The 26,836-nt window shown below is 64.8% G+C and carries 22 protein-coding genes and 1 pseudogene; 11 read left to right on the top strand and 12 right to left on the bottom strand.

Features of this window, described 5'->3' with window-relative positions; genetic code table 11:
- Nucleotides 1-6: 6 nt before the first annotated feature.
- From minD to C7441_RS17210, 3 genes are read left to right on the top strand one after another with little or no spacing between them, the layout of a single operon-like run.
- On the top strand, nt 7-822 hold the full coding sequence (gene minD, locus C7441_RS17220) for a septum site-determining protein MinD (RefSeq protein ID WP_109613950.1): 816 nt from the start codon (nt 7-9) through the stop codon (nt 820-822).
- On the top strand, nt 819-1,088 hold the full coding sequence (gene minE, locus C7441_RS17215) for a cell division topological specificity factor MinE (RefSeq protein WP_019170827.1): 270 nt from the start codon (nt 819-821) through the stop codon (nt 1,086-1,088). Before minD ends, minE begins: the two co-directional genes overlap by 4 nt.
- Nucleotides 1,089-1,106: 18 nt before the next feature.
- Entirely contained in the window at nt 1,107-2,186 is a 1,080-nt protein-coding gene (locus C7441_RS17210) for a D-alanine--D-alanine ligase family protein (protein WP_109613949.1), read from the top strand.
- Between the two features lie 124 nt (nt 2,187-2,310).
- Here the strand turns inward: C7441_RS17210 and C7441_RS17205 are convergent, their stop codons facing one another.
- Both C7441_RS17205 and C7441_RS17200 read right to left on the bottom strand, forming a co-directional pair.
- Nucleotides 2,311-2,790, bottom strand: coding sequence for a VOC family protein (locus C7441_RS17205; protein WP_109613948.1), 480 nt, complete (start codon nt 2,788-2,790; stop codon nt 2,311-2,313).
- Between the two features lie 169 nt (nt 2,791-2,959).
- Nucleotides 2,960-3,391 (bottom strand): DUF6841 family protein, encoded by a 432-nt coding sequence (locus tag C7441_RS17200; RefSeq protein ID WP_109613947.1) that lies wholly within the window; start codon nt 3,389-3,391, stop codon nt 2,960-2,962.
- A gap of 242 nt (nt 3,392-3,633) precedes the next feature.
- Between C7441_RS17200 and C7441_RS17195 the strand changes: the two genes are divergently transcribed.
- Both C7441_RS17195 and C7441_RS17190 read left to right on the top strand, forming a co-directional pair.
- The gene (locus C7441_RS17195) at nt 3,634-4,221 is read left to right on the top strand and encodes a TetR/AcrR family transcriptional regulator (protein WP_109613946.1); all 588 of its coding nucleotides are present in this window, start codon (nt 3,634-3,636) and stop codon (nt 4,219-4,221) included.
- On the top strand, nt 4,218-5,138 hold the full coding sequence (locus C7441_RS17190) for a DMT family transporter (protein WP_244916188.1): 921 nt from the start codon (nt 4,218-4,220) through the stop codon (nt 5,136-5,138). Before C7441_RS17195 ends, C7441_RS17190 begins: the two co-directional genes overlap by 4 nt.
- Before the next feature lie 86 nt (nt 5,139-5,224).
- Here the strand turns inward: C7441_RS17190 and C7441_RS17185 are convergent, their stop codons facing one another.
- The 4 genes and pseudogenes from C7441_RS17185 to C7441_RS17170 form a co-directional block, all read right to left on the bottom strand.
- Nucleotides 5,225-10,015 carry an NAD-glutamate dehydrogenase gene (locus C7441_RS17185; protein WP_109613944.1) on the bottom strand — a complete coding sequence of 1,597 codons (4,791 nt, stop codon included), beginning with the start codon at nt 10,013-10,015 and terminating at the stop codon, nt 5,225-5,227.
- Nucleotides 10,016-10,339: 324 nt separating this feature from the next.
- Nucleotides 10,340-11,374 (bottom strand): aspartate-semialdehyde dehydrogenase, encoded by a 1,035-nt coding sequence (locus C7441_RS17180; RefSeq protein ID WP_109613943.1) that lies wholly within the window; start codon nt 11,372-11,374, stop codon nt 10,340-10,342.
- 381 nt (nt 11,375-11,755) lie between these two features.
- The gene (gene leuB, locus C7441_RS17175; protein ID WP_109613942.1) at nt 11,756-12,868 is read right to left on the bottom strand and encodes a 3-isopropylmalate dehydrogenase; all 1,113 of its coding nucleotides are present in this window, start codon (nt 12,866-12,868) and stop codon (nt 11,756-11,758) included.
- A 276-nt stretch (nt 12,869-13,144) separates the two neighbouring features.
- Nucleotides 13,145-14,010 (bottom strand): annotated as a pseudogene (locus C7441_RS17170) (LysR family transcriptional regulator).
- A gap of 126 nt (nt 14,011-14,136) precedes the next feature.
- Here C7441_RS17170 and C7441_RS17165 point away from each other — a divergent pair.
- Nucleotides 14,137-14,874 (top strand): SDR family oxidoreductase, encoded by a 738-nt coding sequence (locus C7441_RS17165; protein ID WP_109613941.1) that lies wholly within the window; start codon nt 14,137-14,139, stop codon nt 14,872-14,874.
- A gap of 121 nt (nt 14,875-14,995) precedes the next feature.
- Here C7441_RS17165 and C7441_RS17160 read toward each other — a convergent pair whose 3' ends face one another.
- The 4 genes from C7441_RS17160 to C7441_RS17145 all read right to left on the bottom strand — a co-directional run bounded on the left by C7441_RS17160 (nt 14,996) and on the right by C7441_RS17145 (nt 18,327).
- Nucleotides 14,996-15,376 carry a RidA family protein gene (locus tag C7441_RS17160; RefSeq protein WP_109613940.1) on the bottom strand — a complete coding sequence of 127 codons (381 nt, stop codon included), beginning with the start codon at nt 15,374-15,376 and terminating at the stop codon, nt 14,996-14,998.
- An 8-nt stretch (nt 15,377-15,384) separates the two neighbouring features.
- Nucleotides 15,385-16,212 carry a hypothetical protein gene (locus C7441_RS17155; protein WP_109613939.1) on the bottom strand — a complete coding sequence of 276 codons (828 nt, stop codon included), beginning with the start codon at nt 16,210-16,212 and terminating at the stop codon, nt 15,385-15,387.
- Between the two features lie 215 nt (nt 16,213-16,427).
- Nucleotides 16,428-17,033, bottom strand: coding sequence for a 3-isopropylmalate dehydratase small subunit (leuD, locus tag C7441_RS17150; RefSeq protein ID WP_019170814.1), 606 nt, complete (start codon nt 17,031-17,033; stop codon nt 16,428-16,430).
- Between the two features lie 124 nt (nt 17,034-17,157).
- Complete coding sequence (locus C7441_RS17145) at nt 17,158-18,327, bottom strand: NAD(P)/FAD-dependent oxidoreductase (RefSeq protein WP_109613938.1); 1,170 nt, start codon at nt 18,325-18,327, stop codon at nt 17,158-17,160.
- A 101-nt stretch (nt 18,328-18,428) separates the two neighbouring features.
- Between C7441_RS17145 and C7441_RS17140 the strand changes: the two genes are divergently transcribed.
- Together C7441_RS17140 and C7441_RS17135 are read left to right on the top strand one after the other, a co-directional pair.
- A complete protein-coding gene (locus C7441_RS17140; RefSeq protein ID WP_109613937.1) occupies nt 18,429-19,310 on the top strand; it encodes an HpcH/HpaI aldolase/citrate lyase family protein in 882 nt (293 codons plus the stop codon).
- Nucleotides 19,311-19,398: 88 nt separating this feature from the next.
- The gene (locus tag C7441_RS17135; protein WP_109613936.1) at nt 19,399-19,605 is read left to right on the top strand and encodes a DUF1737 domain-containing protein; all 207 of its coding nucleotides are present in this window, start codon (nt 19,399-19,401) and stop codon (nt 19,603-19,605) included.
- A gap of 42 nt (nt 19,606-19,647) precedes the next feature.
- Here C7441_RS17135 and C7441_RS17130 read toward each other — a convergent pair whose 3' ends face one another.
- Nucleotides 19,648-20,076 carry a metallopeptidase family protein gene (locus C7441_RS17130; RefSeq protein ID WP_019170810.1) on the bottom strand — a complete coding sequence of 143 codons (429 nt, stop codon included), beginning with the start codon at nt 20,074-20,076 and terminating at the stop codon, nt 19,648-19,650.
- 213 nt (nt 20,077-20,289) lie between these two features.
- Between C7441_RS17130 and C7441_RS24415 the strand changes: the two genes are divergently transcribed.
- Genes C7441_RS24415 through C7441_RS17115 form a run of 3 tightly spaced genes read left to right on the top strand, consistent with a single transcriptional unit; the run spans nt 20,290 to nt 26,073 of the window.
- The gene (locus C7441_RS24415) at nt 20,290-21,294 is read left to right on the top strand and encodes an ImuA family protein (protein ID WP_244916187.1); all 1,005 of its coding nucleotides are present in this window, start codon (nt 20,290-20,292) and stop codon (nt 21,292-21,294) included.
- The gene (locus C7441_RS17120; protein ID WP_244916190.1) at nt 21,197-22,678 is read left to right on the top strand and encodes a Y-family DNA polymerase; all 1,482 of its coding nucleotides are present in this window, start codon (nt 21,197-21,199) and stop codon (nt 22,676-22,678) included. Before C7441_RS24415 ends, C7441_RS17120 begins: the two co-directional genes overlap by 98 nt.
- Entirely contained in the window at nt 22,675-26,073 is a 3,399-nt protein-coding gene (locus tag C7441_RS17115; RefSeq protein WP_109613933.1) for an error-prone DNA polymerase, read from the top strand. Before C7441_RS17120 ends, C7441_RS17115 begins: the two co-directional genes overlap by 4 nt.
- 34 nt (nt 26,074-26,107) lie before the next feature.
- Here C7441_RS17115 and C7441_RS17110 read toward each other — a convergent pair whose 3' ends face one another.
- Nucleotides 26,108-26,731, bottom strand: a complete 624-nt coding sequence (locus C7441_RS17110; protein ID WP_109613932.1) for a hypothetical protein — start codon at nt 26,729-26,731, stop codon at nt 26,108-26,110.
- Nucleotides 26,732-26,836: the final 105 nt, after the last annotated feature.

Below are 26,836 nucleotides of genomic sequence, written 5' to 3'. Positions count from 1 at the left end.
ACATGCATGGGCAAGGTAGTGGTCGTCACATCTGGAAAGGGCGGCGTCGGGAAGACAACCTCGACCGCCGCCCTCGGGGGCGTTCTGGCCCAGACCGGCAAGAAGGTGGTCCTCATCGATTTCGATGTCGGCCTGCGTAACCTCGACCTGGTCATGGGCGCCGAGCGGCGGGTGGTGTTCGACCTCGTCAACGTCACGCAGGGCGTGGCCAAGCTCTCGCAGGCGCTGATCCGCGACAAGCGGGTGGAGTCTCTCTTCCTGCTGCCCGCCTCGCAGACCCGCGACAAGGATGCGCTGACCGAGGAAGGCGTGGCCAATGTGATCGGCAAGCTTCGGGAAAAGTTCGACTACGTGCTGTGCGACAGCCCGGCGGGCATCGAGCGCGGCGCCCAGCTTGCCATGCGCTTTGCCGACGAGGCGATCATCGTCACCAATCCCGAGGTGAGCTCGGTTCGCGATTCGGACCGCATCATCGGCCTGCTCGATTCCAAGACGCTGAAGGCCGAGCAGGGCGAGGATGTCACCAAGCACGTTCTCGTGACCCGCTATGACACGGCGCGCGCCGCGCGCGGCGAGATGCTCAGCATCGACGATGTGCTGGAAATCCTGTCGGTGCCGCTTCTGGGCATCATTCCGGAGAACCAGGGCGTGCTGCGCGCCTCCAATGTGGGCTCGCCGGTGACGCTCAACGAGCCCGCCAACGCGGCCGCGCGTGCCTATGCCGACGCCGCCCGGCGGCTACAGGGCGAAGACGTGCCGATGGTGCTTCCCGTCGAGAAGAAAGGTCTCCTTAACCGGCTTCTGGGAAGGAGGGTGGCATGAGCCTTCTGGATATCTTCAAACGCCGCGCCAGTGCGCCCGTGGCCCGCGAGCGCCTGCAGGTGCTGCTGGCTTATGAACGCAACAACCGTGACCAGCCCGACCTCGTCGCCGTGCTGCGCGAGGAGATCATGGCCGTGATCGCCAAGCACGTTCAGGTCAACCAGGACGATGTGCGCATCACCATGGACCGCGGCAAGACGACCTCGACGCTGGAGATCGACATCAACATTCCCAATGCGGGCGCAGCCGCCTCCACTGCGCTCTGACAAGCCGGGAGCACGCGCATGACCGATACCGCGAAACGACTGCGCATTGCCGTGCTCTTCGGCGGGCGTTCCGCCGAACATGATGTCTCGGTGCTTTCGGCCACCAATGTCATGCGCGCGCTTGAGCCGGCGAAATACGACGTCGTTCCCGTCTTCATCACCCGCGAGGGGCAGTGGCTGCTGAGTGGTTTCGAGGGCGGAGCGCTGGCGAAACCGGAGAGCGGCACCGAAATCTGCCTCGTGCCGGGCGGGCAGGGGAGGGTGGTGGCGATCCCGGGCGATGGCGCCGCCCCTCATGAACTGCCCAGGATCGACATCCTGTTTCCGGTCCTGCACGGGCTGCATGGCGAGGACGGTTCGGTGCAGGGGCTGGCGCAGGTGGCGCGGGTGCCGCTGGTCGGCTGCGGCATCCTCGGTTCCGCGACCGCGATCGACAAGGACATCGCCAAGCGCCTGCTGAGCGAGGCGGGCCTGCCGGTCGCCCGGTCCGTCACGATCCATCAGGGCGCGGCCCCGGCCCTTGTCGAGCTTGAACGTGAACTCGGGCTTCCGCTGTTCATCAAGCCGGCGCGGCAGGGCTCTTCGGTCGGCGTCAGAAAAGTCCACGCCAGCCAGGAATTCGACATAGCCCTTGCCGAAGGTTTCGACCACGACAGCAAGCTGCTGGCCGAGGAATTCATCGAGGGCCGCGAGATCGAATGCGGCGTGCTGGAAGATACGCAAGGCGGGCTTTTCGTGTCCCGTCCGGGCGAGATCGTGCCGGCGCAAAGCCACGGTTTCTACAGCTACGACGCCAAATATATCGATGAGAACGGCGCGGTGCTGAAAGTGCCGGCGGAACTGCCCGACGCGGTGGAAAGCCGCATTCGCGCCATGGCGGCACAGGCTTTCCGGGCACTGGGTTGCGACGGCATGGCGCGCGTGGACTTTTTCGTCACGCCGGACATGCGCATCCTCATCAACGAGCTGAACACCATCCCCGGCTTCACCGACATCAGCATGTATTCCAAGGCGATGGCGGCAAGCGGCGTCAGCTATCCGGAGATCATCGACCGGCTGGTGGCGCACGGACTGGCCCGCGCCGGCCGCTTGGCCTGAGCGTTTGCCGCGGTGCGGCTTCCACCCGACCCTGAACCGCCTGTGTCCCAAAGCGGCTCGGAGTGTCTGGTGAGCGGAAACCAGGCTGCCGGACACGGCAGCCGTTTGACCACAGGACGGCGCCTCAACCGCGTCGCGCGGCCGCGATCGCGGCGACGTCGATCTTCTTCATGGTCATCATGGCATCGAATGCGCGTTTTGCTTCGGCGCCGCCGACCGCCAGCGCCTCCGTCAGCACGCGTGGCGTGATCTGCCAGGAGATGCCCCATTTGTCCTTGCACCAGCCGCATTCGCTTTCCTGGCCGCCATTGCCGACTATGGCGTTCCAGTAGCGGTCGGTCTCCTCCTGATCGTCGGTGGCGATCTGGAACGAGAAGGCTTCGTTATGCTTGAATACAGGCCCCCCGTTGAGGCCGAGGCAGGGGATACCGGCAACCGTGAATTCAACTGTCAGCACGTCGCCCTTTTTACCGGATGGGTAGTCGCCCGGTGCGCGGTGCACGGCACTCACCTTGCTGCCGGGAAATATCCCGGCATAGAAGCGGGCGGCGGCCTCGGCATCCTTGTCGTACCAGAGGCAAATCGTGTTCTTGGCGGTAGCCATCGAGTATTCCTCTCACTTTGAAGCCAGGATTTCGGCGTTGTTCCCCATCCGCTCCCTTCCGAAATAGATAGGCAATCGATTTTCTCCACCCCGAAAGCGTTTTCCCGCCCGGACGATCACGAAAGGCGGCCGGCCTTGACCGGCGTGATCCTGCCGGGACGAGTGGATTTCAGACGATGCCGTGCTGCCTTAAAAGCGCCTGTTCATCGCCCGACACCCAGCCGAAAACCTGCGGCTCGCCGTTCAGCTTCCGGACGAAGTAATGGACATCGAAATCGATCGCCACATCCGGCTGGTCCTTCCGGGCATAGGTTGCCGTCCAGGCGACATGCGCCACGCAATGGTGATCGTCGATGGGGGAAAGACGAAGATCGCGGATCCGCATCTCCTTCGTTCCGATCGCCCGATAGTGCGCATAGCCTTGCGCCATGACCTGCCTGAGCTGATCGTCGTTCCTTCCGGTCATCACCCCGGCTGGCGAGGCGGCTATGAACTCGGCGGCATAGAGTGCCGAGACCTCATCCATGTCCATGTCGCCGGCGAGGGACCGGTTGAAAGCGTTTTCGTATCGCTCGAAGAACCTCCTGACGCTGGTTTCCATGATTTCCTCTCCATGTGCTGCCGGCCATGTCTGCAGGGAGCGTGGACGCGAAACCTCCGACGCCTTTCGCGACTATAGCCTCCGACGCGGCAAGATGGGCAATCGTGATCATGGGCGCGAGTGCAGGGTCGCGTTCCGGCAGATGATAGCCCATGTCGCGATTGCGCCAGAGGTGGACGCGAGGGATGTCTCATTCGATCCAAAAATTAGGTAGATCGGTCTATCTAGATTGAGGATCGACCATGCCCGACAAAACTCCTGCGCGCGAGCGTCTGCTGAAGGCGGCAGCCGAATTGTTCTACCGCGACGGCGTCGGGGCAACCGGCATCGACGCGATCACCGCCCATGCGGGTGTCGCGAAGATGAGCCTCTACAACAATTTCGCGTCCAAGGCCGATTTGGTGAACGCCTATGTCGAGGGACGGCGTGCGGAGTGGCACGAACTCCTCCGGCTGCGCCTTGCCGTCGCGTCCACGCCCAGGGAGCGTGTTCTTGCCGTGTTCGATTCCTATGTCGATCACGCTGTCCGCGCCTATGAATGGGGGTTTCGCGGCTGCGGGCTCCTCAATGCGGCCGCAGAGCTTGCGGTAGGCGATCCTGCCCGCGCAACCGTCGCGGCGCAAAAGGACGATGTCGAGCACCTGTTCCGGGAACATCTCGGCGAGATGCGGTCCGATCCCGGCGCGGTCGCGGAACTGGCCGAACATCTCTCGTTCCTGCTCGAAGGCGCGATGTCGCGAGCGGGTCTCGATGGCCATGACGCGCGGCTGAAAGCGGCCCGCAAAATGGCCCTGTCCATGCTTGATCGGTTCGAAAGCCCGCGCCGGTGAGTGAAGCCGTTGCAGCACCCTGTGGCCCTGGCCGTGGGCTGATGGGGCTTGCGATCCTCGTCCTGCTGGAAGCGGCACTGGTGATCTGCTGGAGTGCCGGCTTCATCGGCATTCGCTTTGCGAGCGACCACGCGCCGATCTTCCTTATCCTGCTCTGGCGCAGCCTGGTTTCGGGCCTCGTGCTGCTGCCTTTCGCGTTGACGATCGGCCCAAGGCCGCGACGGAAAGACGTTCTCCCGCAGGTTCTTTTCGGCGCACTGGCTATGTCGGCCTATCTCGGCGCATTTGCGCTTGCGATCTCCCATGGCGTCCCGACCGGGCTCGTCGCCCTGATCACGGATATGCTGCCCCTGATGGTGGCCGTGTTGTCCTGGCCGGTTCTCGGGCAGGCCCTCAACGGGCGGCAATGGATCGGCTCCTTCATCGGGCTGGCCGGCGTCCTGATCGCATCGGGCTGGTCGCTGAACATGGCCGACGTGCCGCTGTGGGCGTATGCATTGCCGGTGGTCGGGACGCTGTCGCTGGCCATGGCGACGCTGCTGCAAAAGCGCAGCCCGGCTAATTTCATGCCGGTGCATCAAAGCCTGTGCATCCAGTGCCTGTCGGCTGCCGCCATCTTTTCGGTGTTCGCCTGGCATGAAGGCAGCGTGTTGCCGCTGCTGGAGCCGGGTTTCGTCGGCGGCATTCTCTGGCTCGTCTTCGTCGCCACCCTCGGAGCGTGGAGCCTTTACTATCTGGCGCTTCGCAAATCGTCCCCGGCGCGGGTTACGGCGGTGCTGTATCTCAGCCCGCCGGTGGTGATGATCTGGGCGTGGGTGATGTTCGGCGAACCGTTGTCATGGGCGATGGCGGGCGGTCTCGTCGTGTCTCTTGTCGGTATCGTCATCGTTGCGAGATCGCAGAAACCGACCTCCTGAGAGGCTATCCGAGGGACACAATCCGGCTTGCGCCGGGAGCATGCGCTCCCGGCGATGCGGGGTGGAAATTTGAGACGGGTCGCGCCTCAAGCTTCGGTCAGGTCGCCCATCAGGCCGGAGGCCACCGACAGCCGCGACACGGTGATGTCGCCGCTGCCTTCGGTCAGGCCCTGCAGTCTCTCGCGGATGCGGGCGACGCGCGCGCCGCCGGCTTCCAGCCATGCCGCCACAGGGTCGTCGGACGCGCCGAAGCGAGTGAGCGCCGCCGAGGCGATCCCCCTGCGCGCGGCGTCGATGGTCTCGGTCGCGCGCGACAGCGCCAGCTCGTCATAGTAATCGGACGTGCTGATGGCATGTGCCGCGTCTTCGATGCGGGCGATGCGGAATATGTCGCTGACCGTAAAGAAGGCGCGGGCGGCCGCCACGATGTCGGCCTTTGCCGTCTTGGCCACGAGCGCGATGTCGGGGATCAGCTCGGCCACATCCGTCAGCGCCAGTCGCTCGGCGAGGGCCTCCGGCGCGCCATCGGCCACGAAGATGTCGCGGCGCTCGGCAAGGCGGGCCTTGTTGAAGGCGGGCAGCAACGCGGCAAGCTGCGGCTCCAGCGCCCGGCGCGCCTCGGCCAGCGCGGCGATGTCGCGGTCCACCGGCCCTTCGCCCGCCTCGTTGCGCAGATACCAGCGGCTGGTGACGAAGATCAGCCGCCCGACCGCCTGATAGAGATCGAGCTGGAGCTGGCCGTCGATGCGGTTGTCGAGCGCGTCGATCTCGCGGTAGAGCGCCGGCAGCTCGAAGCCTGCCCGCACCACCACGAAGGCGCGCACCACATCGGCCGCGCTACGGCCCGTCGCTTCCTGCAACCGGTTGACGAAGGACGGCCCGCCGCGATTGACGAGATCGTTGGCGAGCACGCGCGCGATGATCTCGCGGCGCAGCCTGTGGTCCTTGATCTCGGCCTCGTATTTCCCGGCCATGCGTTCCGGGAAATAGTCCATCAGGTCGCGCTCGAAATGCGGATCGTCGAGCAGATCGCTGTTCACGATGTCGGAGAACAGCACGATCTTAGCATAGGCAAGCAGCACGCCCAGCTCGGCACGCGTCAGCGGCTCGCCGCGCGCCTCGCGCTCGGCAAGGGCAGCCGCCGACGGCAGGAACTCGACCGCGCGATCGAGCAGGCCGCGCTCCTCCAGCGTGGTCATGAAACGACCCTGATGCACGAGGTCGGCCAGTCCGCGCTTGCGCTGCAGGGAAAGCGCCAGCGGCTGCTGGTAGTTGTTGGCCAGCACCAGCGCCGCCACCTCGTCGGTCATCTCGGCCAAGAGCTTGTTGCGCGCCGGCCGCGTCAGCGTGCCCTTGCGCATGGCCGAGGCCAGCGCGATCTTGATGTTGACCTCGACGTCCGACGAGTTCACGCCGGCCGAATTGTCGATGGCGTCGGAATTGCTGCGCCCGCCGAGCAGGCCGAATTCGATGCGCGCGCGCTGGGTGACGCCGAGATTGGCGCCCTCGCCGATCACCTTGGTGCGCAGTTGCGCCGCCGTCACGCGGATGGCGTCGTTGGTGCGGTCGCCCACTTCCTGGTTGGTTTCGCCGCTGCCGCGCACATAGGTGCCGATGCCGCCGAACCAGAGCAGGTCCACATCCGCCTTGAGGATGGCGTTGATGATCTCGGTGGGCGAGGCGGTGGTCCCGGCAAGGCCGATCGCCTGCGCCGCCGCTGCCGGCAGCGTCACCGATTTCTGGTTGCGCGAGACGACGATGCCGCCCGCCGACAGTTTTGTCTGGTCATAGTCCTGCCAGCTCGAACGCGGCAGTTCGAACAGGCGCTTGCGCTCGGCAAAGGAGACGGCCGGGTCCGGATCGGGATCGATGAAGATGTCGCGATGGTCGAAGGCGGCGATCAGCCTGGTCTGCCCGGAAAGCAGCATGCCGTTGCCGAACACGTCGCCCGACATGTCGCCCACGCCCACCACGGTGAAGGGCGAGGTCTGGATGTCGCGGTTCATCTCGCGGAAGTGCCGCTTGACCGCCTCCCAGCCGCCGCGCGCGGTGATGCCCATCTTCTTGTGGTCGTAGCCGGCCGAGCCGCCGGAGGCGAAGGCGTCGTCCAGCCAGAAGCCATGCGCCTCGCTGATGGCGTTGGCGGTGTCGGAGAAGGTGGCCGTGCCCTTGTCTGCGGCGACGACGAAATACGGGTCATCGCCGTCGCGGCGCGTCACGCCCGCTGGCGGAACGACATGGCCGCCCTCGATATTGTCGGTCACCGAAAGCATGCTGGAAATGAAGTTGATATAGGCGGCCTTGCCGGCCTCGAACACCGCATCGCGGCTGCCGCCCGTGGGCAGGCGCTTGGGATAGAAGCCGCCCTTGGCGCCCACCGGCACGATGACGGCGTTCTTGACCTGCTGCGCCTTCACCAGTCCGAGCACTTCGGTGCGATAGTCCTGCGCCCGGTCGGACCAGCGCAAACCGCCGCGCGCGACGGGGCCGAAGCGCAGGTGCACGCCCTCGACCTCCGGCCCATAGACGAAAATCTCGCGCCAGGGCCTCGGCTCCGGCAGGCCCTCGATGGCGCGCGAATCGAGCTTGATTGCCAGCGACAGGCCCTTTTCCCTCGCATCGGCAACGAAACGGTTGGTGCGCAGCGTGGCTTCGATGAGGCTGAGATAGCGCCGGATGATGGTGTCGTCGTCGATATTGGGCACTTCTTCCAGCGCATCCTTGATCGATGCCTTGAGGTGCCTGGCGGCCGTCTCGCCGTCCTTCACGGACGGATCGAAGCGGGCGACGAACAGCTCGTGCAGCGCGCGCGCGATCTGCGGATAGCGGTTGAGCGCGGCGGCGATGAAATCCTGGCTTTGCGGAATGCCGGCCTGCTGCAGATAGCGGCCATAGGCGCGCAGGATGCCGATGGCAGATGACGGCAACGCGGCGGCCTGGGCCAGTGCGTTGTAGCCGTCATTGTCGGCGTCGCCGCGCCAGACCGAAAGGAACACCTCGTCGAACAACGCGCCGCCGTCGGAAAGGTCGATCGGCCCGGCATAGGCGTTTTCCAGCTCCATGTCGTGGATGAAGATCGAGCCGGCCTCGCCACCGCGCACCTCGAAGGTGCGTTCGCTGATAACGCGGAAGCCGGTGTTCTCCAGGATCGGCACGCGCCGCGACAGCGCCACCGGCATGCCGTGGTGATAGATCTTCAGCGAGGCCTGTTCGGGCGTCTGGCCGTGGTCGTGATAGAAGTCGATGGCGATGGGGTTGTCGGCGCTGATCGTGCCGATCTGGCGCGCATCGGCGAGCGCCTGCTCGGGCGTGAAGCTGTTGCGGTAGCTTTCGGGGAAGCGGCTGGCGATGCGGGCAAGGCCGGCATCGCTGCCGGATGCGGCTTCGGCTTCCGCCAGCGCATCCTCCCAGGTCCGCACGATGCCGCGGATCGCCGCCTCGATCGTCGCCTGCTCGACCACCGGCGTCTTGCCGCCGGAACGGCCGATGATGAAGTGAATGCGCGTCAGCCCGCCTTCGGGGAAGGCAGGATAATAGGCCGACAGCCGCCCGTCGAACATGGTCTTGAGATAGGTGCCGATCTTCTCGCGCACGTCGGAATCGTAGCGGTCGCGCGGCACGAAGACGAGCACGGAGACGAAGCGGTCGAACTGGTCGACCCGAACCAGCGCGCGCGAGCGCGGCCGCTCGATGAGGCCGAGCATCGCCTCGGCATTCTTGCGCAGCGTCGGAATCGAGGTCTGGAACAGCTCGTCGCGCGGATAGCTTTCCAGAACATTGATCAGCGCCTTGCCGGAATGGTCGGCCGGGTCGAAGCCGGAAGCCTCGATCACCGCCTGCGCCTTGGACCGCAGATAGGGGATTTTCAGCACCGAGCGCGTATAGGCTGTGGAGGTGAACAGGCCCACGATGCGCAGTTCGCCGGACAGCTTGCCGTTACGGTCGTAGGTCTTGACGCCGATATAGTCGAGATAGGCACGCCGGTGCACCACCGACTTGCCATTGGCCTTGGTGACGATCAGCGGATCGGGACCGTGCAGGAAGGCGCGGATTTCGGGCGTGGTGACATTGTCGCCATCGGCATCGCGCCGCAGCACCAGCACATCCGAATCGGCCAATATGCCGAGGCCGGGCTTGCCGGCGCGGTCGAGCGTGCCGGTCTTTTCGCCGCCGGTATAGCGGAACTCGCGCATGCCGAGGAACGTGAAGTTGTCGTCGCGCAGCCATTCGAGGAAGGCGATGGCCTCGGCCACGGCATCCTTGTCGAGGGGGATCTCGCCATAGCGGAATTCGGAAATCGCATGGTCGAGCCGCGCCAGCATCGGCTTCCAGTCGATCACGGCCGCACGCACCTGCGCCAGCATCTTGCGCAGCCGCTCTTCCAGTGTCGCCGCCTGCTCGTCGCTCAGCGCCTTGATGTGGACATGCACGACGCTGACGCGATCGGCGCCGTGGTCGTCCTCCTTGTGCGGGCCGCCTTCGCCCAGAATTTCCTCCACGCCGTCCTTGTCGTGCCGCACCAGCACCACCGGGTGAGTGACCAGCGTGGGCTCGCCGACGCTGTCACCGATTTCGGCGAGGATCGAATCGAACAGGAAGGGCATGTTGTCGTTGACGACCGTCACCACCGTCAGCGGCTTGCCTTCGAGCCGGATTTCCGGATCGCGGTCGATGGCGATCACGGTTTTTCCCTTGTGATGGCGGGCGACCGCCTGCCGCGCCAGTTCGGCGGCGCGCGTCAGCACCACCGGATCGTAGGCCGCAATGTCCTCGGCCGGCGCGCGCGCCAGCAGATAGTCGGCCAGCCGGCCGCGCTTCTCGGCGGTCTTCGGCGTCGGTGAGGATTTCGGGGCTGTGATTTTTGTGCTGGATGCCATGGTTCTGAAAACTCCCCACCCATGCATTGCTCTGCGACAATCGTAGCAGATGGCCCGTGTTTAGCGAGCCGCGATCCGCTGGCAAGAGCATAAATGCGATTGGTTCATGAATTGAAATGACACCGCGCCGGCGTCGAAAATACGGCGCGGGCATCGGTTCGGGAAAACCGCAACTCCGTTTCGGAAAGGCTGCGGCCGCCGACATGAAATTGCGCGAAAGCCCGCTTCAGCGCATGGCAATCGCGGGCCCGGAGCGGAGCGCCGGCTGCAATAAAAAAGCGGCGCTTCGGTCACGAAGCGCCGCCCGATTTCATGAAAGGCCGATCAGGCAGCCTTCTTCTTCGGCGTGATCAGGCCGCGCGCGATGAGAAGCTCGGCGATCTGCACCGTGTTCAGTGCCGCGCCCTTGCGCAGATTGTCGGAGACGACCCACATGGCCAGGCCGTTCTCGACGGTCGCGTCCTCGCGGATGCGCGAGATGTAGGTCGCGTCCTCGCCGGCGCTCTCGACCGGGGTGACGTAGCCGCCATCCTCATGCTTGTCGATGACCAGACAGCCCGGCGCCTCGCGCAGGATGTCGCGCGCCTCGTCCGGCGTGATCGGGTTTTCGAACTCGATGTTGACGGCTTCCGAGTGGCCGATGAACACGGGAACGCGCACGGCGGTCGCCGTCAGCTTGATCTTGAGGTCGAGCATCTTCTTGGTCTCGGCCACCATCTTCCACTCTTCCTTCGTGTAGCCGTCTTCCATGAACACGTCGATGTGCGGGATGACGTTGAAGGCGATGCGCTTGGTGAACTTCTTGGCTTCGACCGGGTCGGCCACGAAGACGGCGCGGGTCTGGGTGAACAGCTCGTCCATGCCTTCCTTGCCGGCGCCCGAGACGGACTGGTAGGTGGACACCACAACGCGCTTGATCTTCGCCTTGTCGTGCAGCGGCTTCAGCGCCACGACGAGCTGGGCGGTCGAGCAGTTCGGGTTGGCGATGATGTTCTTCTTCGAAAAGCCGTCGATCGCATCCGGGTTCACTTCCGGCACGATCAGCGGCACTTCGGCGTCGTAGCGCCAGGCCGACGAGTTGTCGATGACGACGCAGCCCTGCTTGCCGATCTTCGGCGACCATTCCTTGGAGATGTTGCCGCCGGCCGACATCAGGCAGATATCGGTGTCGGAGAAGTCATAGGTGTCGAGCGCGCGCACCTTCAGCGTCTTGTCGCCATAGGACACTTCCGTACCCTGGCTGCGGCGCGAGGCCAGCGGCACCACTTCGTCGGCGGGAAAGCCGCGTTCTTCCAGAATATTGAGCATTTCCCGGCCCACATTGCCCGTGGCGCCAGCGATCGCAACCTTGAAACCCATCGTCAGATTACTCCTGTCCCTCTCCGCTCTTTTCCTGGAGAAAACCCGCCGGCCAACGCGGGTTTTTCACCCCCGGGCCAGACCCGGGAGAGGGTGAGCAGGCCAAGGGAAGTCAGACCGTAGTGGTCGTTTTTTTGGCCATGGTTTTGGTCGAAATCAGGGACGCGAAGCCGCGCCCGGCCGGATGGTTCACATCATGGCCGGGAAGGTCGAATGCGGAATGAGCCGAAGAGTGGCCGTGCATCGAGGGGTTCCCTGTTCGCCGCTGCTTTTACGCCCTTTGCGTAAATAGTCAATTGGCGGTTGCGGCGAAGAGGGCTCGAAAAAAAGCCCGACGAAGCCGGTGGGCCTCGTCGGGCTGACAGATGCCTGCGGGCGTTCTTACGCCGCCAGCGACAGGAATTTTGCGACGATGGCGTCGCCCATCCGGGTGGTGCCGACCTCGGTCTTGCCTTCCGACATGATGTCGCGGGTGCGCAGGCCGTCTTCCAGCACGCCGGCGATCGCCGCTTCGAGGCGGTCGGCTTCGGCCGTCATGTTGAAGGAGTAGCGCAGGCACATGGCGAAGGACGCGATCATGGCGATCGGGTTGGCGAGACCCTTGCCGGCGATGTCGGGCGCGGAGCCGTGCACCGGCTCGTAGAGCGCCTTGCGCTTGCCGGTCCTGGCATCGGGCGCGCCGAGCGAGGCCGAGGGCAGCATGCCGAGCGAGCCGGTGAGCATGGCCGCCACGTCCGACAGCATGTCGCCGAACAGGTTGTCGGTGACGATGACGTCGAACTGCTTGGGCCAGCGCACGAGCTGCATGCCGCCGGCGTCGGCCAGCATGTGCTCGAGCTGCACGTCGGAATATTTGGCCTTGTGGGTCTGGGAGACCACGTCCTTCCACAGCACGCCCGACTTCATCACATTGTGCTTTTCCATCGAGGTGACCTTGTTGCGGCGCGTGCGCGCCAGCTCGAAGGCGACGCCCGAGATGCGCTCGATCTCGTAGGTGTCGTAGACCTGGGTGTCGATGGCGCGCTTCTGGCCGTTGCCGAGATCGGTGATTTCCTTGGGCTCTCCGAAATAGACGCCGCCGGTCAGCTCGCGCAGGATGAGGATGTCGAGGCCCTCGACCACCTCCGGCTTGAGCGACGAGGACGAAGCCAGCGCCGGATAGCAGATGGCCGGACGCAGGTTTGCGAAGAGCTGCATGTCCTTGCGCAGGCGCAGCAGGCCGGCCTCGGGGCGCATCTCGTAGGGCACGTCGGCCCATTTCGGGCCGCCGACGGCGCCGAACAGCACCGCGTCCGCCGCCATGGCCTTCTCCATGTCGGCCTCGGAAATCGACTGGCCGTGCGCGTCATAGGCGCTTCCGCCCACGAGACCTTCCTCGGTCTCGAAGCCGCAGCCGAATTTCTCGTTCATCACCGAGATCAGCTTGCGAACCTCGTTCATTGCCTCGGGACCGATGCCGTCGCCCGGCAGGAGGAGAAGCTTGCGCGTAGCCATGAGGAGAAAACCCTTTCAGAAAGCCATGAACCGCCGCCTTGCTAAACGCCGCGCGCGCGACACGCAAGACGGAAAGGGTTGGTGCAGGGCAGGGAAGGGTTTTGGGGTGGCGTGGAGGGGAAGGAGGGGGAGTGAGCCTACGGCAACTAAGGGGTGGGAAGTTGACCGCCCGCTTTTGGGATCGCTGGCCCGAAGAACAGCCCATCCTGGCTGCAGTCTGATCGCCGAGTGCTTCCAAACCGAAGAAAGCTGTGTCGACCGACAACGCTGCCATCGTCAGCACGCAGTGAACTGTCTGGCCACCCAGTCGATGAAGATTCGCACACGGGGAGAAAGCTGACGGCTGGACGGATAGAGCAGCGAGACCGGTGTTGACGAGGGCGGGTGTGCCGGCAGAACCTCGACCAGTTCACCGGATGCCAGCGCTGCGTCCACGTGATACCGCGGCACCTGGATCAGTCCCAGGCCGAGCCCTGCGGCTGCGACGTAGCTTTCCGCGGCGCTGACGGTAAGCGTTGTCGGCAGTGTTAGTGACTGGATTTCGCCGTGGACGGTAAATTGCAGAGGCAGCAACCCGCCCGTCGCGCTGGAATGGAAGCCGACCATGCAGTGACCGTCCCTCAAGGCGTCGACACTCATGGGCACGCCATGTTTGGCCAAATAATCCGGTGACGCCACCGTCACCTCGTTCAGCACTGCAACGCGCCGGGCGATCATATCGCTGTCTTGCGGGGAGCCAACGCGCAGCACGCAGTCGATCCCCTCGCGCACAAGATCCGCTAGCCGGTCGCCTTCGCTCATGTGCAACTGAATACCGGGATAGGCTTCCAGAAATTCCTGCAGCGCCGGCAGCAGGAAATGACGGGCCAACGTGCCGTGCACATCGACCCGCAGCAGCCCGCGCGGACTGGTGTCGCGGAACGCCGCTTCAGCATTTTCCACATCGTCTAGGCTTCGCCGTCCAGCGTGGCCCGCACCGTGCGCGTCGTGCGTTGCAGCAGGCGCGCGCCCAGCCGTTCCTCCAACTTCTGGATGACCTGTGTTGCCGTCGAGCGCGGAATGGCAAGGTCCGTCGCAGCCTGGCTGAAGCTGCGCCGCTCCACCACGCGCGTGAATAGCCGCATCGCGTCCAGTCGATCCATACAGGCCTTCTATATTGTTCGTCTGTTCGGAATAGTGATGCTTGATTTTTACCGATTATCCGCAGGGATAAAAGGGCTATCTGCTGCTCATCAGCCCACACGGCACGAACCAGAAGGAGAAGCACCATGACTGCCACCAGCAAAGTCGCTCTCGTAACCGGCGCATCCCGCGGGATCGGCGCAGCCATTGCCCGGCGCCTCGCAAGCGACGGTCTCACTGTCATCATCAACTATGCCGGCTCGGTCGCTGCGGCCGAACAGCTCGCCGCCGACATTGAAAAGGCCGGCGGCAAGGCCCTCACAATCCAGGCCGACGTTAGCGATCCTAATCATATCGCCCGCATGTTCGACAGCGCCGAGGCAGCCTTTGGCGGCATCGACGTTCTGGTCAATAATGCCGGTATCATGAAACTGGCCAAACTCGCCGACAGCGACGACGACCTCATCGACAGCCAGATCGCCATCAACCTCAAGGGCACGATCAACACCTTGCGCGAAGCATCCAGGCGCCTGCGCGACGGCGGCCGCATCGTCAATCTGTCGACCTCGGTGGTCGGCCTGAAGCTCGAAACCTATAGCGTCTATGCCGCGACGAAGGCTGCCGTGGAAGCCCTGACCGGCATCCTCTCCAAGGAACTGCGCGGCCGCTCAATCACCGTCAACGCTGTCGCTCCCGGACCGACCGCCACGGCGCTGTTCCTTGATGGCAAGTCGCCTGAATTGATCGAGCGCATGTCGAAGATGAACCCGCTCGAACGCCTTGGCACACCGGAGGACATCGCATCGGCGGTTGCCTTCCTCGCCGGCCCGGACGGGGCCTGGATCAACGGCCAGGTGCTGCGCGCCAATGGCGGCATGATCTGATTTCTCGCGACAGGCTTCGGGTACGCCTTTTGATGCATCGGTTAAGCCAATGAACGACGACAATGGGTCGACTGCGGACATTCCAGCCGGGTGCGCTGCGCTGCCTCCATCCCCTACATCATCACTCCCGTTTCATCGCCGTCACCTCGATCTCGATCTTCATCTCGGGCGTGTTGAGCTGGCAGACGATCATGGTGGCGGCGGGCCTGATCTCGCCGAAGGCTTCGCCGAGGATCGGGAACACCACATCCACAAAACTGCGGTCGGTGACGTAGTAATGCGCGCGCACCACGTCGGCCATCTCGAAGCCGCCTTCCTCCAGTGCCCTGGCGATGGTGGCGAGGCAATTGCGGGTCTGGTCTTCCACGCTGTCGGGCATGGTCATGGTGGCATAGTCGTAGCCGGTGGTGCCGGAGACGAAGCACCAGTCGCCTTGCACCACCGCGCGCGAATAGCCCGCGGTCTTCTCGAAGGGCGAACCGGTGGAGATGAGCTTGCGCATGAAAAATCCTATTGAGCGAAGGTTCTGGTCATGATGTCGCGGATTTCGGCCGGCCAACTGTCGAGTGCCGGCCAGGCGTCGGGCGTGGACGCATCGGTCTGCTGGGCAAACCAGACCGCCTCGGCCTTCGGATCGACGGCGAAGAAGCCATTGCCCTCGCCGCAGGAATGGGGAATGCAGCCGCTGCCGTAGATGATGCCGGATCGCGTCCTTTCGGGCTCGGCCGCCACCGCAAGCGCCAGCGCTACATCCTCCAGCTTGCCGTCCAGCAGCTTTTGCGCGGCGGCATAGAAATCCGCGTTGGCGAAGAGATCGTAGGGATGCCCGAGCTTGCCGCCTTCCAGGTCGTCCCAATGCGTGTCCGGCTGCGGCGCGTAGCTCAATTCGCCGGCGAGCTTCAGGCCCTCGTCGGGGGTCCAGCTCTGCACGTCGGCCGTTTCGCCCGGCCGCAGATAGGGCACGAAATAGAGCGCATCGTCGGTGGCGGCTGCCGGCGGCGCGCCGCAATCGGCACCCACCGTGACCGATTTGAGCGTCTGATCTTCCGGCTTCCAGACGATCACGGTCGAGGTGCCGCAGGCATTGCCGCCGTCGCCCACCGCAAACAGCGCGGCCCTGGTGCCTTGCAGCTCCACCGTGCGGTCGTAGAGCACCACATAATTGCGGGCCAGTTCCTTGCCGTCGAACGCCAGGATCTTGTCCTGCTCGGGCGTTTCGGTGATCGTCAGCTTGCCGCCGGCGAAGGGAATGGATTTTGGCTGCCCGTCCTGTGCAAGGGCCGGCATGGCGACGCCCAGCAGCAAGGCGGCAGCGATAAGGGAAACGGTCTTGTGCATGGGCACTCCGAATCGGGGAGTTGCATAAAAGGCCGGAAATCCGGGCTCCGGCGGCGAATAAGCGCCGACCATGCCACAGCCCGCCGCGCGCTGTCAGCCCTTGCGCCGGAGTTCACTGCCCGGTGCGTTCAACCTGTCTTGCAGGATGGTATTCTGGCCACGAAAAAGGGCTGCGCGAGGCAGCCCTTTGCAATTCGACATGTGCCTTTCGGGCTTCAGGCCCAGGGGCGGGTTTCGGCGTATTTCTGCTCGAAGGTGGCGATTGCCGGGGCCTTCTCCATGGTCAGGCCGATGTCGTCGAGGCCGTTCAGCAGGCAGTGGCGCTTGAAGTCGTCGAGGTCGAACTTGACCGTGCCGCCATCGGGGCCATGGATTTCCATGGCTTCCAGATCGACGGTGAGGGTGGCGTTGGCGCCGCGCGAGGCGTCGTCCATCAGCTTGTCGAGGTCTTCCTGGCTGACCGTGATCGGCAGGATGCCGTTCTTGAAGCAGTTGTTGTAGAAAATGTCGGCGAACGAGGTCGAGATCACGCAGCGGATGCCGAAATCTAGCAGCGCCCACGGGGCATGCTCGCGGCTCGAGCCGCAGCCGAAATTGTCGCCGGCCACGAGGATCTGCGCGTTGCGGTAGGCCGGCTTGTTGAGCACGAAATCGGGATTTTCCGAACCGTCCTCATTGTAGCGCATCTCGGCGAAAAGCCCCGTGCCGAGACCGGTGCGCTTGATCGTCTTGAGGTAATCCTTGGGGATGATCATGTCGGTGTCGACATTGACGATCGGCAAGGGAGCGGCGACGCCGGTGAGCTTGTTGAACTTTTCCATAGGCCTGTACCCGTTCTGGTTCCGGGGAATGTTTCGCCTCTGCTTTACACAATAGAGACGGTGAATCAAAGCCCGATACGCGCGGGCAATGCATTGTGTTCGGCCGGCACATGCCGCAGCACGCTCAGATCACGTTCAGTTCCCGGAACGGCCGCTTCCCGGCGATGCGTTCATAGCCGAAGGCCGAGCAGTCGATGGTCCTGTAGGCGCCATGCATGACAAGCTCGGCCAGCGCCTTGCCGGCAGCGGGGGCCTGTTGCAGCCCATGGCCGGAAAAACCGTTGGCGAAGATGAAGTTCGTGACCTGCGGGTGCGGGCCGATCACCGCGTTCTGGTCGAGCGTGTTGTAGTCGTAGTGCCCGGCCCAGGCGCGGGTGGCCTTGATCGCCTCGAAGGCGGGAACGCGTGTAGCCAGCACCGGCCAGATCTTTTCCTCGAACAGCGACCAGTCGGGGTCGAAATCCTCCGGCGCGGCGGCGGCTTCGCCGTCCTCCTCTTCCGCGCCGCCGGTGATGTAGACGCTGCCCTCGGGGCGCACATAGATGCCGCTGGGGTCCACCATCAGCGGCATGTCGTCGAATTTGTCATGCGCCTCGAAGATGAAGACGCTGCGCTTGCGCGGCTCCACCGGCAGCTCGATGCCGGCCATGGCGGCAACCTTGCCGGCGGAGGGGCCGGCGGCGTTGAAGATCATGCCCGCTTCCAGCCGCTCGCCATCGTCGAGGGTGACGGCGGTGACGCGGTCGCCCTCGCGCTCGATGCCGGTGACCGACCGGGTGATGAACTCCACATTCCGGCCGCGCAGCGCCTTGCGGAACAGCGTGAGCAGCGCATGGGCGTCGAACCAGCCCTCGCCCGAGCGGCCATAGGCGCCGCCGACGATGCCCTCGGTGGAAATCCAGCCGAAGCGCCTGTGCAGCGCGTCGGCATCCTCCAGCACGATGTCGGCGCCTTCGGCCATCTGCGCGGCATGGTTCTGCTTCAGGATGGGCAGGCCGGCCTCGCCGGCGAGGATGAGATAGCCGCCCTCGCGAAAACCGATGTCGGCGTCAGCGCCGAATTCCTGCTGCAGGCGGCGGAACAGCGCCAGCGTGAACTGCGACAGGCGGATGTTTTCAGGGATCGAGAACTGCTGGCGGATCGAGGCGCAGGACAGCGTCGTGGAGGAGTAAGTGAACTGCGGGTCGCGCTCGATCAGCGCGATGGAGCCCGAAAACCCCTCCTCGCGCAGATAATAGGCGATCGAACTGCCGACGATCGCGCCGCCGATGATGATGACGTCGTAATGCGCCATATTTTGTGTTCCCGATTGGTTGTGGTCGTGGATGGATTTCCCTTATCAGGGTTTTTCGATGGCGTCTTGCAAGAGCCAGCACGGCACGGCAAGAAGGCCAAATGATGCAAAACGCTCCGACCCTGCGCCGCTCGGTGCTCTATGTGCCCGCCTCCAGCGACAAGGCGCTGGCCAAACTCGCCTCGCTGTCCTGCGACGTTGTGGTGGTGGACCTGGAAGACGCCGTCGCCCCCGACCGGAAGGAAGTCGCGCGGCAGAAACTTGCCGGCATCCTTGGCGACCGCCCGGCCGGCGTGCGCGAGATGGTGGTGCGCATCAACGCGCTGTCGAGCGAGTGGGGTGCGGACGATCTCGCCGCCGCAATCGCCTGCCGGCCCGACGGCATATTGCTGCCCAAGGTGGAAACCCCGCGCGATGTGCTGGAAGCAGGCGATGTGCTGGACGAGGCCGACGTGCCCGGGACGCTGCGGCTGTGGGCCATGATCGAGACGCCGCGCGCCGTGCTCAATATCGGCGCGATCGCCGAGCTTGGCCGCGATGTCGCCTCGCGCCTGTCCTGCCTGGTCGCCGGCACCAATGACCTCGTGGCCATGACCGGCGTTAAGGCGACACCGGATCGCCGCTACCTGATGCCCTGGCTGATGCAGATGGTGCTGGCCGCGCGCGCTGGCGGGATCGACATCCTCGACGGCGTCAGCAATGATTTCCGCGATCTCGATGCCTTCTCGGCCGATTGCGCACAGGCGCTCGCCATGGGGTTCGACGGCAAGACGTTGATCCATCCTGCCCAGATCGACCCGGCCGAAGCCGCCTTCTCGCCCTCTGGCGAAGCGCTTGCCGAGGCCCGGAAAATCGTGACCGCCTTCACCCTGCCCGAGAACGCCGGAAAGGGCGCGATTGCGCTCGACGGGCGCATGGTGGAGCTGTTGCATCGCGCCCAGGCCGAAAGACTTCTGGCCAAGGCGGCGATGATTGCCAAGTAAGCGAAAAAAGCGTGGAATAAAGCTTCGCCACGCAGCCGACAGGGCGAAAAGCCGAGTTCAACGATACCGTCACGATGGGAATGACGCCATGCAACTCTATCGTTTTCTGACCGGCCCGGACGATGCGAGCTTCTGCCACAAGGTGACAGCGGTCCTGAACAAGGGCTGGCACCTGTTCGGCGCGCCCACCTATGGCTACGACGCCGAAACCAGGACCATGAAATGCGGCCAGGCTGTCGTGAAGGAAGTCGACGGCGTCGAATACGACCCCAGTATGAAGCTCGGCGAGTATTGAGAGAGACTGCCGCCCGCGCATGCCGGCGCGGCGGTTCGCGCTTCACGGATGGTCGGCCGATTCCTCGATGCGCTCCATGTCGTCGTCGGAAAGGCCGAAATGGTGGCCGATCTCGTGGATCAGCACATGGGTGACGATGTCGCCCAGCGTTTCCTCGTTTTCGGACCAATAGTCCAGGATGGCGCGGCGATAGAGCGTGACGCGGTTCGGTCCCTCGCCGCTCTGCGGGTTCCAGCGTTCGGCGATGCCGCGCCCCTCGAACAGTCCCAGAAGGTCGAAGGGCGTTTCCAGCGACAGGTCGTCCATGATCTCGTCGGTGGGGAATTCCGCGATCTGGATGATGACCTCCCCGGTGAGTTTCCGGAACTCATCCGGCAGGTGCGCATAGGCTTCGAGCGCCAGGAATTCCAATTCTTCCAGGGACGGCGAAAGCTGATCGTGCCACGCGCGGTTCTTGTAAATACGGGCCATTCTGTTTCCTTTTGACCGCATATAGCCTTTTGTCCCCGGGCTTTCGAGGCTTTTAAGCCGGAACGCGGAAAATCGGGCGGGGCTCTCCCGTCGGCTATGCAGGCAAGCATGGTTGCCGATCGCGTAAAGGAATAAATTCCTTGTTGACTCTTGGGTCGACCTCTGGAATCTATAAGAACATAACAGGAACAATTACCGGGAAGGCACACCGTCATGGCGAGTTCCGCCGTGGCGCAGGCGACTGTTTTTGCCTTGCGCCGCAAAATCGCGCAGATCGAGGGCACGCTGCCCGAGCGGCTGGAGCCGGCGGTCGCTCATGCGGATGAGGGCCAGGCTGTGGTACTGCGGCGTCATGGCCGCGCGATTGTCGATGCCGCCTGCCTGGCCACCGGGGCGGCGGGTTTCGATGCTGCCCTTGGCGGCGGCCTGCCGCTTGCGGCGCTGACGGAAATCCACGGCGCGCAAACCCGCGACGCCGGCGCGGCCGGCGGTTTTGTCCTGGCGCTGACCGGACTTTTGCTGGCGCGGGCGGCGTGCCGGACGCCGCTGCTGTGGATCGGCACGGCTGAAATCTTCCACGAAGCGGGCATGCCTTATGCGCCGGGCCTGCGCTCTCGCTTCGGCATCTCGCCGGACGACCTGCTGATCGCCGAGGCGCCAAAGCTGATCGATGCGCTGTGGATCGCGGAGGAGGCGGCCGAGCTGAAGGGATTTTCGGCCGTTATCCTCGAAATTCGCGGCAATCCGCAAAAGCTCGACCTCACCGCCACGCGCCGGCTGCATCGACGCGCGCAGGCCGCCGGGCGACCCGTTTTCCTTCTGCGGCAGGCTGCATGGGCCGAGCCGACCGCGGCCCCCGTCAGGCTCGTCGTGTCGCCGGCAACGGCGGCGCCGCGCCACACCATCGCCGGGCCGCTGGAAGGCTCGATCGGCCCGCCGGGCTTTGCCGTCGGGATCGACAAAAGCCGCCTTGCCCTGCCCGGACAGTTCACCCTGGAATGGAACGCCGATGAACGCGCATTCGCCGAAAGACACGAACAGGCCCTCGGGCCAGCGGATACTGGCGCTATGGTTTCCCTATCTCGGCACCGAGCGCATCCTGCGCCAGCGGCTGGGGCGGTTGTGGCGTTCGCGCCCGCAGGCGGCACGACCGCCGCTGGTCGTCAGCCATCGCGAAAACAACACCCAGCGCATCGCGGCCCTCGACGAGCAGGCTGAAAAGCTGCGGTTGAAGCCCGGCATGGGCCTTGCCGACGCCCGTGCCATGCATCCCGGCATCGAGGTCGTCGAGGCGGACCCTGCCGCCGACCGGCGCCTGCTGGGCAGCCTGGCCGACTGGTGCGACCGCTACACGCCGCTGGTGGCGCTCGACGGGGCCGAGGGCCTGTTCCTCGACATCACCGGCTGCGCGCATCTGTTCGGCGGCGAAAAGGCGCTGCTCGACGACCTGCTGGCGCGGTTTTTTCACCAAGGGTTCGATGTGCGGGCGGGCCTTGCCTCGACGCCAGGGGCGGCCTGGGCGGCGGCGCGTTATCGCAGCTCGGCCATAATCGAGGCCGGCAATGAGGAAAGGATGCTCGGGCCGCTGCCGCTGGCGGCACTGCGTCTTGAGCCCAAAACCGTCGCCGGGCTGGAAAGTGTGGGCCTGCGCACTGCGGACGCCATATTGCGCAGCTCCCGCGCGCCGCTGGCGCGCCGTTTCGGCGCGACCCTGCTCGCCCGCATCGATCAGGCGCTTGGCCGCATCGAGGAGGCGATCTCGCCGCGCCTGCCGGTGGCGACGCTTTCGGTGGAGCGGCATCTGGCCGAGCCTGTCGTTCTCATGGAGGACATCGAACGGCTCGTGCGCCTGCTCGCCACGAGCCTGAAGGCCGATCTGGAGCGGCGCGGCGAAGGCGCGCGCAGCCTGCAACTGCTCTTGTTCCGGGTGGACGGCATGGTCAGCCGCATCGGCGTCGGCACCTCGCGGCCGCTGCGCGCGGCCGAACAGGTCGCACGCCTGTTCCATGAACGGCTGACGGCGCTCGATGGCGCGCTTGAGGCCGGCTATGGCTTCGATCTGCTGCGGCTTTCGGTTCTGGCCACCGCACCCTTCGACATGGCCCAGGCCGACCTTGCCGGCGATGTCGCGCAGGGCGAGGAGGATCTCGCGCTTTTCGTCGACCGCATTTCGGCGCGCCTCGGCGCGCAGACCGTGCACAGGCCGGCCATTGTGGAAAGCCATGTGCCGGAACGGACGGTTGCGCGGCAATCCTTTGCGATGACGGTTGGCGCCACGGCCCTGCGCGCCTTGCCGGCCGAGGCACTGGAGCGGCCGATCCGCCTGCTTGCCCATCCCGAGCAGATCGAGGTGATGGCCGCCGAGATCCCGGAAGGGCCGCCCGCGCGTTTCCGCTGGCGCCGCGTATTCCATGATGTCGCGCGCGCCGAAGGGCCGGAGCGCATCGCCCCGGAATGGTGGCATGAAAACGCCGATACCCCCACGCGCGACTATTTTCGCATCGAGGATCACGACGGTCGCCGCTACTGGCTGTTCCGCGAGGGGTTTTATGCCGAGGGCAAGCCCCATCCACGCTGGTTCATGCAAGGGCTGTTCGCATGAAACAGGAGCCATTCCCCTTCGCGCCGATTGCTTCCCCGGCCTATGTCGAGTTCGGCGCGCAATCGAATTTTTCCTTCCTGCGCGGCGCCTCGCAGCCGCGGGAACTGGTGGTAACGGCCTGCCTGCTGGGTCATGCCGGCATGGGCCTTGCCGACCGCAACACGGTGGCCGGCGTCGTGCGCGCCTGGACCCAGTCCAAATGCATCAGGCTGTCGGACAACGCGGAGCCGGTGCGGCTTGCCTATCATCCCGGCTGCCGGCTGGTCTTCGGCGACGGCACGCCGGATGTGCTTGCCTATCCGCAAGACCGCGCGGGCTGGGGACATCTGTGCCACATGCTCACCGAGGCCAATCTGCGGCCCGAAACCGAAAAGGGCGCGACGCTTCTCGAACGCAAGGACCTGCTCGCATGGGGTGATCTCCTGTCGCTTGCCGTGCTGCCGGACCTCTCGGCACCGGCGACGGACCAACTGGCTCTTATGCGGCAGTTGAAGGACCGGTTTGGCAAGAATCTGCGCCTTGCGGTCGCGCCCGCTTATCTCGGCAATGATCGTTTCCGCATCGAGCAGGCGGCCGCGATGGCCGATGCCGCGGGCGTGCCGCTGATGGCGACAAACGACGTGCTCTACCATGCCGCCGGGCAGCGCGCCTTACAGGACGTGCTCACCGCGATCCGGCTGAACAGGCCCGTCGCCCGGGCCGGCTTCGAACTCGCCGCCAATGCCGAGCGCCACATGAAGCATCCCGCCGAGATGGCACGGCTTTTCCGCGCCTGTCCGCAGGCATTGGCCGAGACGCTGCGCTTTGCCGAAAGCCTGAGCTTTTCCCTGGACGAGCTGAAGCACAACTATCCCGAGGAAACCACGGAGGAGGGCGTCGACCCTCAGGAGGAGCTGGAACGGCTGACCTGGGAAGGGGCCGCAAACCGTTATCCGGAAGGCGTGCCGGAAAAGGTGCAGGGCCTGATCCGGCACGAACTCGGCATCGTCGCGGAGAAAAAATATGCCCGCTACTTCCTCACCGTTCACGACATCGTCCGCTATGCCCGTTCGGAAGAATGCAACGTGCTTTGCCAGGGGCGCGGCTCGGCCGCCAATTCGGTGATCTGCTATTGCCTCGGCATCACCGAGATCGATCCCGAACGCATGAAGGTGCAGGTCCTCTTCGAGCGCTTCGTGTCCACCGAACGCGACGAGCCGCCGGACATCGACGTCGATTTCGAGCACGAGAAACGCGACAGGATCATTGCCTATATCTACAAAAAATACAGCGAGAAGCGCACCGCGCTCGCCGCCGCCGTGGTCAGCTATCGGGGCCGTTCCGCCCTGCGCGAGGTGGCCAAGGCGATGGGGCTGTCGGACGACGTGCGCGGCGCGCTGTCGGGCTCTATCTGGGGCTGGTCGTCCAGCACATTGGGCGAGAAGGAAGCCACCGCCGGCGGCCTCGACAAGTCTGACCCGGCAGCCAGGCATGTGATTGACCGTGCCAACGAGATACTCGGCTTCCCGCGCCACCTGTCGCAGCATGTCGGCGGCTTCGTCATCACCAGGGACCGGCTGGACGAGATCGTGCCGATCATGAAAACGGCGATGGACGAGCGCAAGATGGTCGAGTGGGACAAGGACGATCTGGACGCCGTCGGCATCCTCAAGGTGGACGTGCTGGCGCTCGGCATGCTTTCCTGCCTCCGGCGTGCCCTCGATCTTCTGGAAGACCATTACCGTTTCCGCGACCCCTATGGCCGACGGCTGACGCTGGCCACCATCCCGGCGGAACAAAAGCCCGTCTACGACATGATCTGCCGCGCCGATACGCTCGGCGTCTTCCAGATCGAATCGCGCGCGCAGATGTCGATGCTGCCGCGGCTAAGGCCAAAAGAGTTCTACGATCTCGTCATCGAGGTCGCGATCGTGCGGCCCGGCCCGATCCAGGGCGACATGGTGCATCCCTATCTGCGCCGGCGCATGGGCAAGGAAAAGGTGGAATATCACAAGCCCGAGCTGGAAAAGATACTGAAGCGCACACTCGGCGTGCCGTTGTTCCAGGAGCAGGCGATGGCCATCGCCATCGAGGCCGGCGGCTTTTCGCCGGGCGAAGCCGACCAGTTGCGCCGGGCCATGGCCACCTTCCGCCGCAACGGCACGATCAAAGACTATGAAACGCGCATGGTCGAGGGGATGGCGGCGAAGGGCTATCCGCGCGAATTCGCCCAGCGCTGCTTCGACCAGATAAAAGGCTTTGGCGATTATGGCTTTCCCGAAAGCCATGCCGCCTCATTCGCCCTGCTGGTCTATGCCTCCTGCTGGTTCAAGACCTTCTATCCGGACGTTTTCTGCGCCGCGATCCTGAATTCGCAGCCCATGGGGTTTTATCGGCCGGCCCAGCTCGTGCGCGATGCGCAGGACCATGGCGTCGAGGTGCGGCCCATCGACGTCAATGCATCCGACTGGGACTGCGCGCTGGAGCAAGCCTCCTTCGATCCGGCGCGGGTCATCGCCCGGCATGCCGAGATGCGCGGCGTGATCCGCACGAAATATGCGGTGCGACTCGGCTTCCGCCAGATCAAGGGACTGGGCGAGGACGACATGAAGGCATGCGTAGCCGCGCGCGGGGCAGGCTACGAATCGGTGCGCGACATGTGGCTGCGCTCCGGCCTGCGGGTGGACGCGCTGGAACGGCTTGCCCAGGCCGACGCCTTCCGCTCGCTGGGGCTCGACCGGCGCGCGGCGCTGTGGGCGGTGCGCGCGCTGGGCAGCGGAAATGCGGCCAGCCAGCTGCCGCTGTTCGATCGACCTGAAATCCGCTTGGCAGACATGGAACCGAAGACCGAACTGCCGGAAATGCCGCTCGGCGAGCATGTCATCCACGACTATCGCTCGCTCGGCCTTTCGCTGAAGGCGCATCCTGTGTCCTTCCTGCGCGACAAACTCGATTGCGCCGGCATCACGCCGAACTGGCGGCTGCCGAATGTGCCGGACGGGCGGCGTGTCTGCGTCGCCGGTCTGGTGCTGGTGCGCCAGCGGCCGGGCAATGGCAAGGCCATTTTCCTCACCCTGGAAGACGAGAAGGCCATCGCCAATGTCATTGTCTGGGGGAAGGTGTTCGACCGGTTCCGGCCGGTCATCATGGGCTCGCGCTTCATTCGCGTCAGCGGCAGGCTGCAGTCGGAATCCGATGTCGTCCACATCATTGCCGACAGGATCGAGGACCTGTCGCTATGGCTGGGGTCGCTTTCGGAAGAGGTGCAGGCAGCCGCTGCCATGCGCAGCGCCAGCGCGCAAGGCGATGCGCAAACTTATGCCGGGGGCCGCCGGGCACGGGTCGCTGCCCCGGACGACGAGGCGATTGCCCGCAAGGCGCGCGATGTCATGCCCAAGGGACGCAATTTCCATTGAGGTTTTGTCGCTTGGCCAAATGCCCGGAAGAGACCTATCCGTTGCAGGGCTGATGCGCGCTCTCCAGCGCGGCAATCATATCCCGTGCCGGAACACGATCCGGCCGCGTGGTCGTCGCCTGCAGCGCGTCGGCCAGCACCGCAAAGCGCGCCATGTCGAGCTTGCGCGAGACCACGACGAAATGGAAGGATTTGTCTTCCCATTCGGCGGACTGGGCGTCTCCGTCATGGGCGATGCGCAGGCGCTGGTCCGTGCCGGCTTGCGGGATGCGGAACAGGCTCAGCCGGCATCCGTGCGGGCCGAGATAGCTGGCCTGTATGGCGCGTTTGCCGCCGATCCTGACGTCCGGCAGCAGCGCAACCAGCCTCAGGTCGGCTCTCGCCAGTTCCGGCGCCCGGAAATCGTCGATGCTGACGGGTGGCGTCGCGGCATTCATCGCCTCGGCCGACCAGCGGTCATGGGCCGCCAGCGCCTGCGCGACCAGGTCCTGTGCGTTGCGATGGCGTTCGAAGGCCACCGTGCCGATCCAGCCGCCCGCGATCATCACGCACAGCAGGGCGGCGGCCACGGCCGCGGCGATCAGCGAAAAGCGCGGCCGCATGCGCGGCACCTGCACCACCACCATATCGGAGCCGAGCGCCCTGACGCGCGCTTTCACCGCCGTTAGAGCGGTTCACGGCTTGATTGAATCGTCAGGATTCCCTGTTTGCTGATTTTGTGATTCAAGATGGTGGCTGGAATGGAGGCCAGCATCTGATGATCG

The organism is Pseudaminobacter salicylatoxidans, from assembly GCF_003148475.1.
Taxonomy (GTDB): Bacteria; Pseudomonadota; Alphaproteobacteria; order Rhizobiales; family Rhizobiaceae; genus Pseudaminobacter; species Pseudaminobacter salicylatoxidans.
This window is presented reverse-complemented; position numbering and strand designations above follow the sequence as displayed.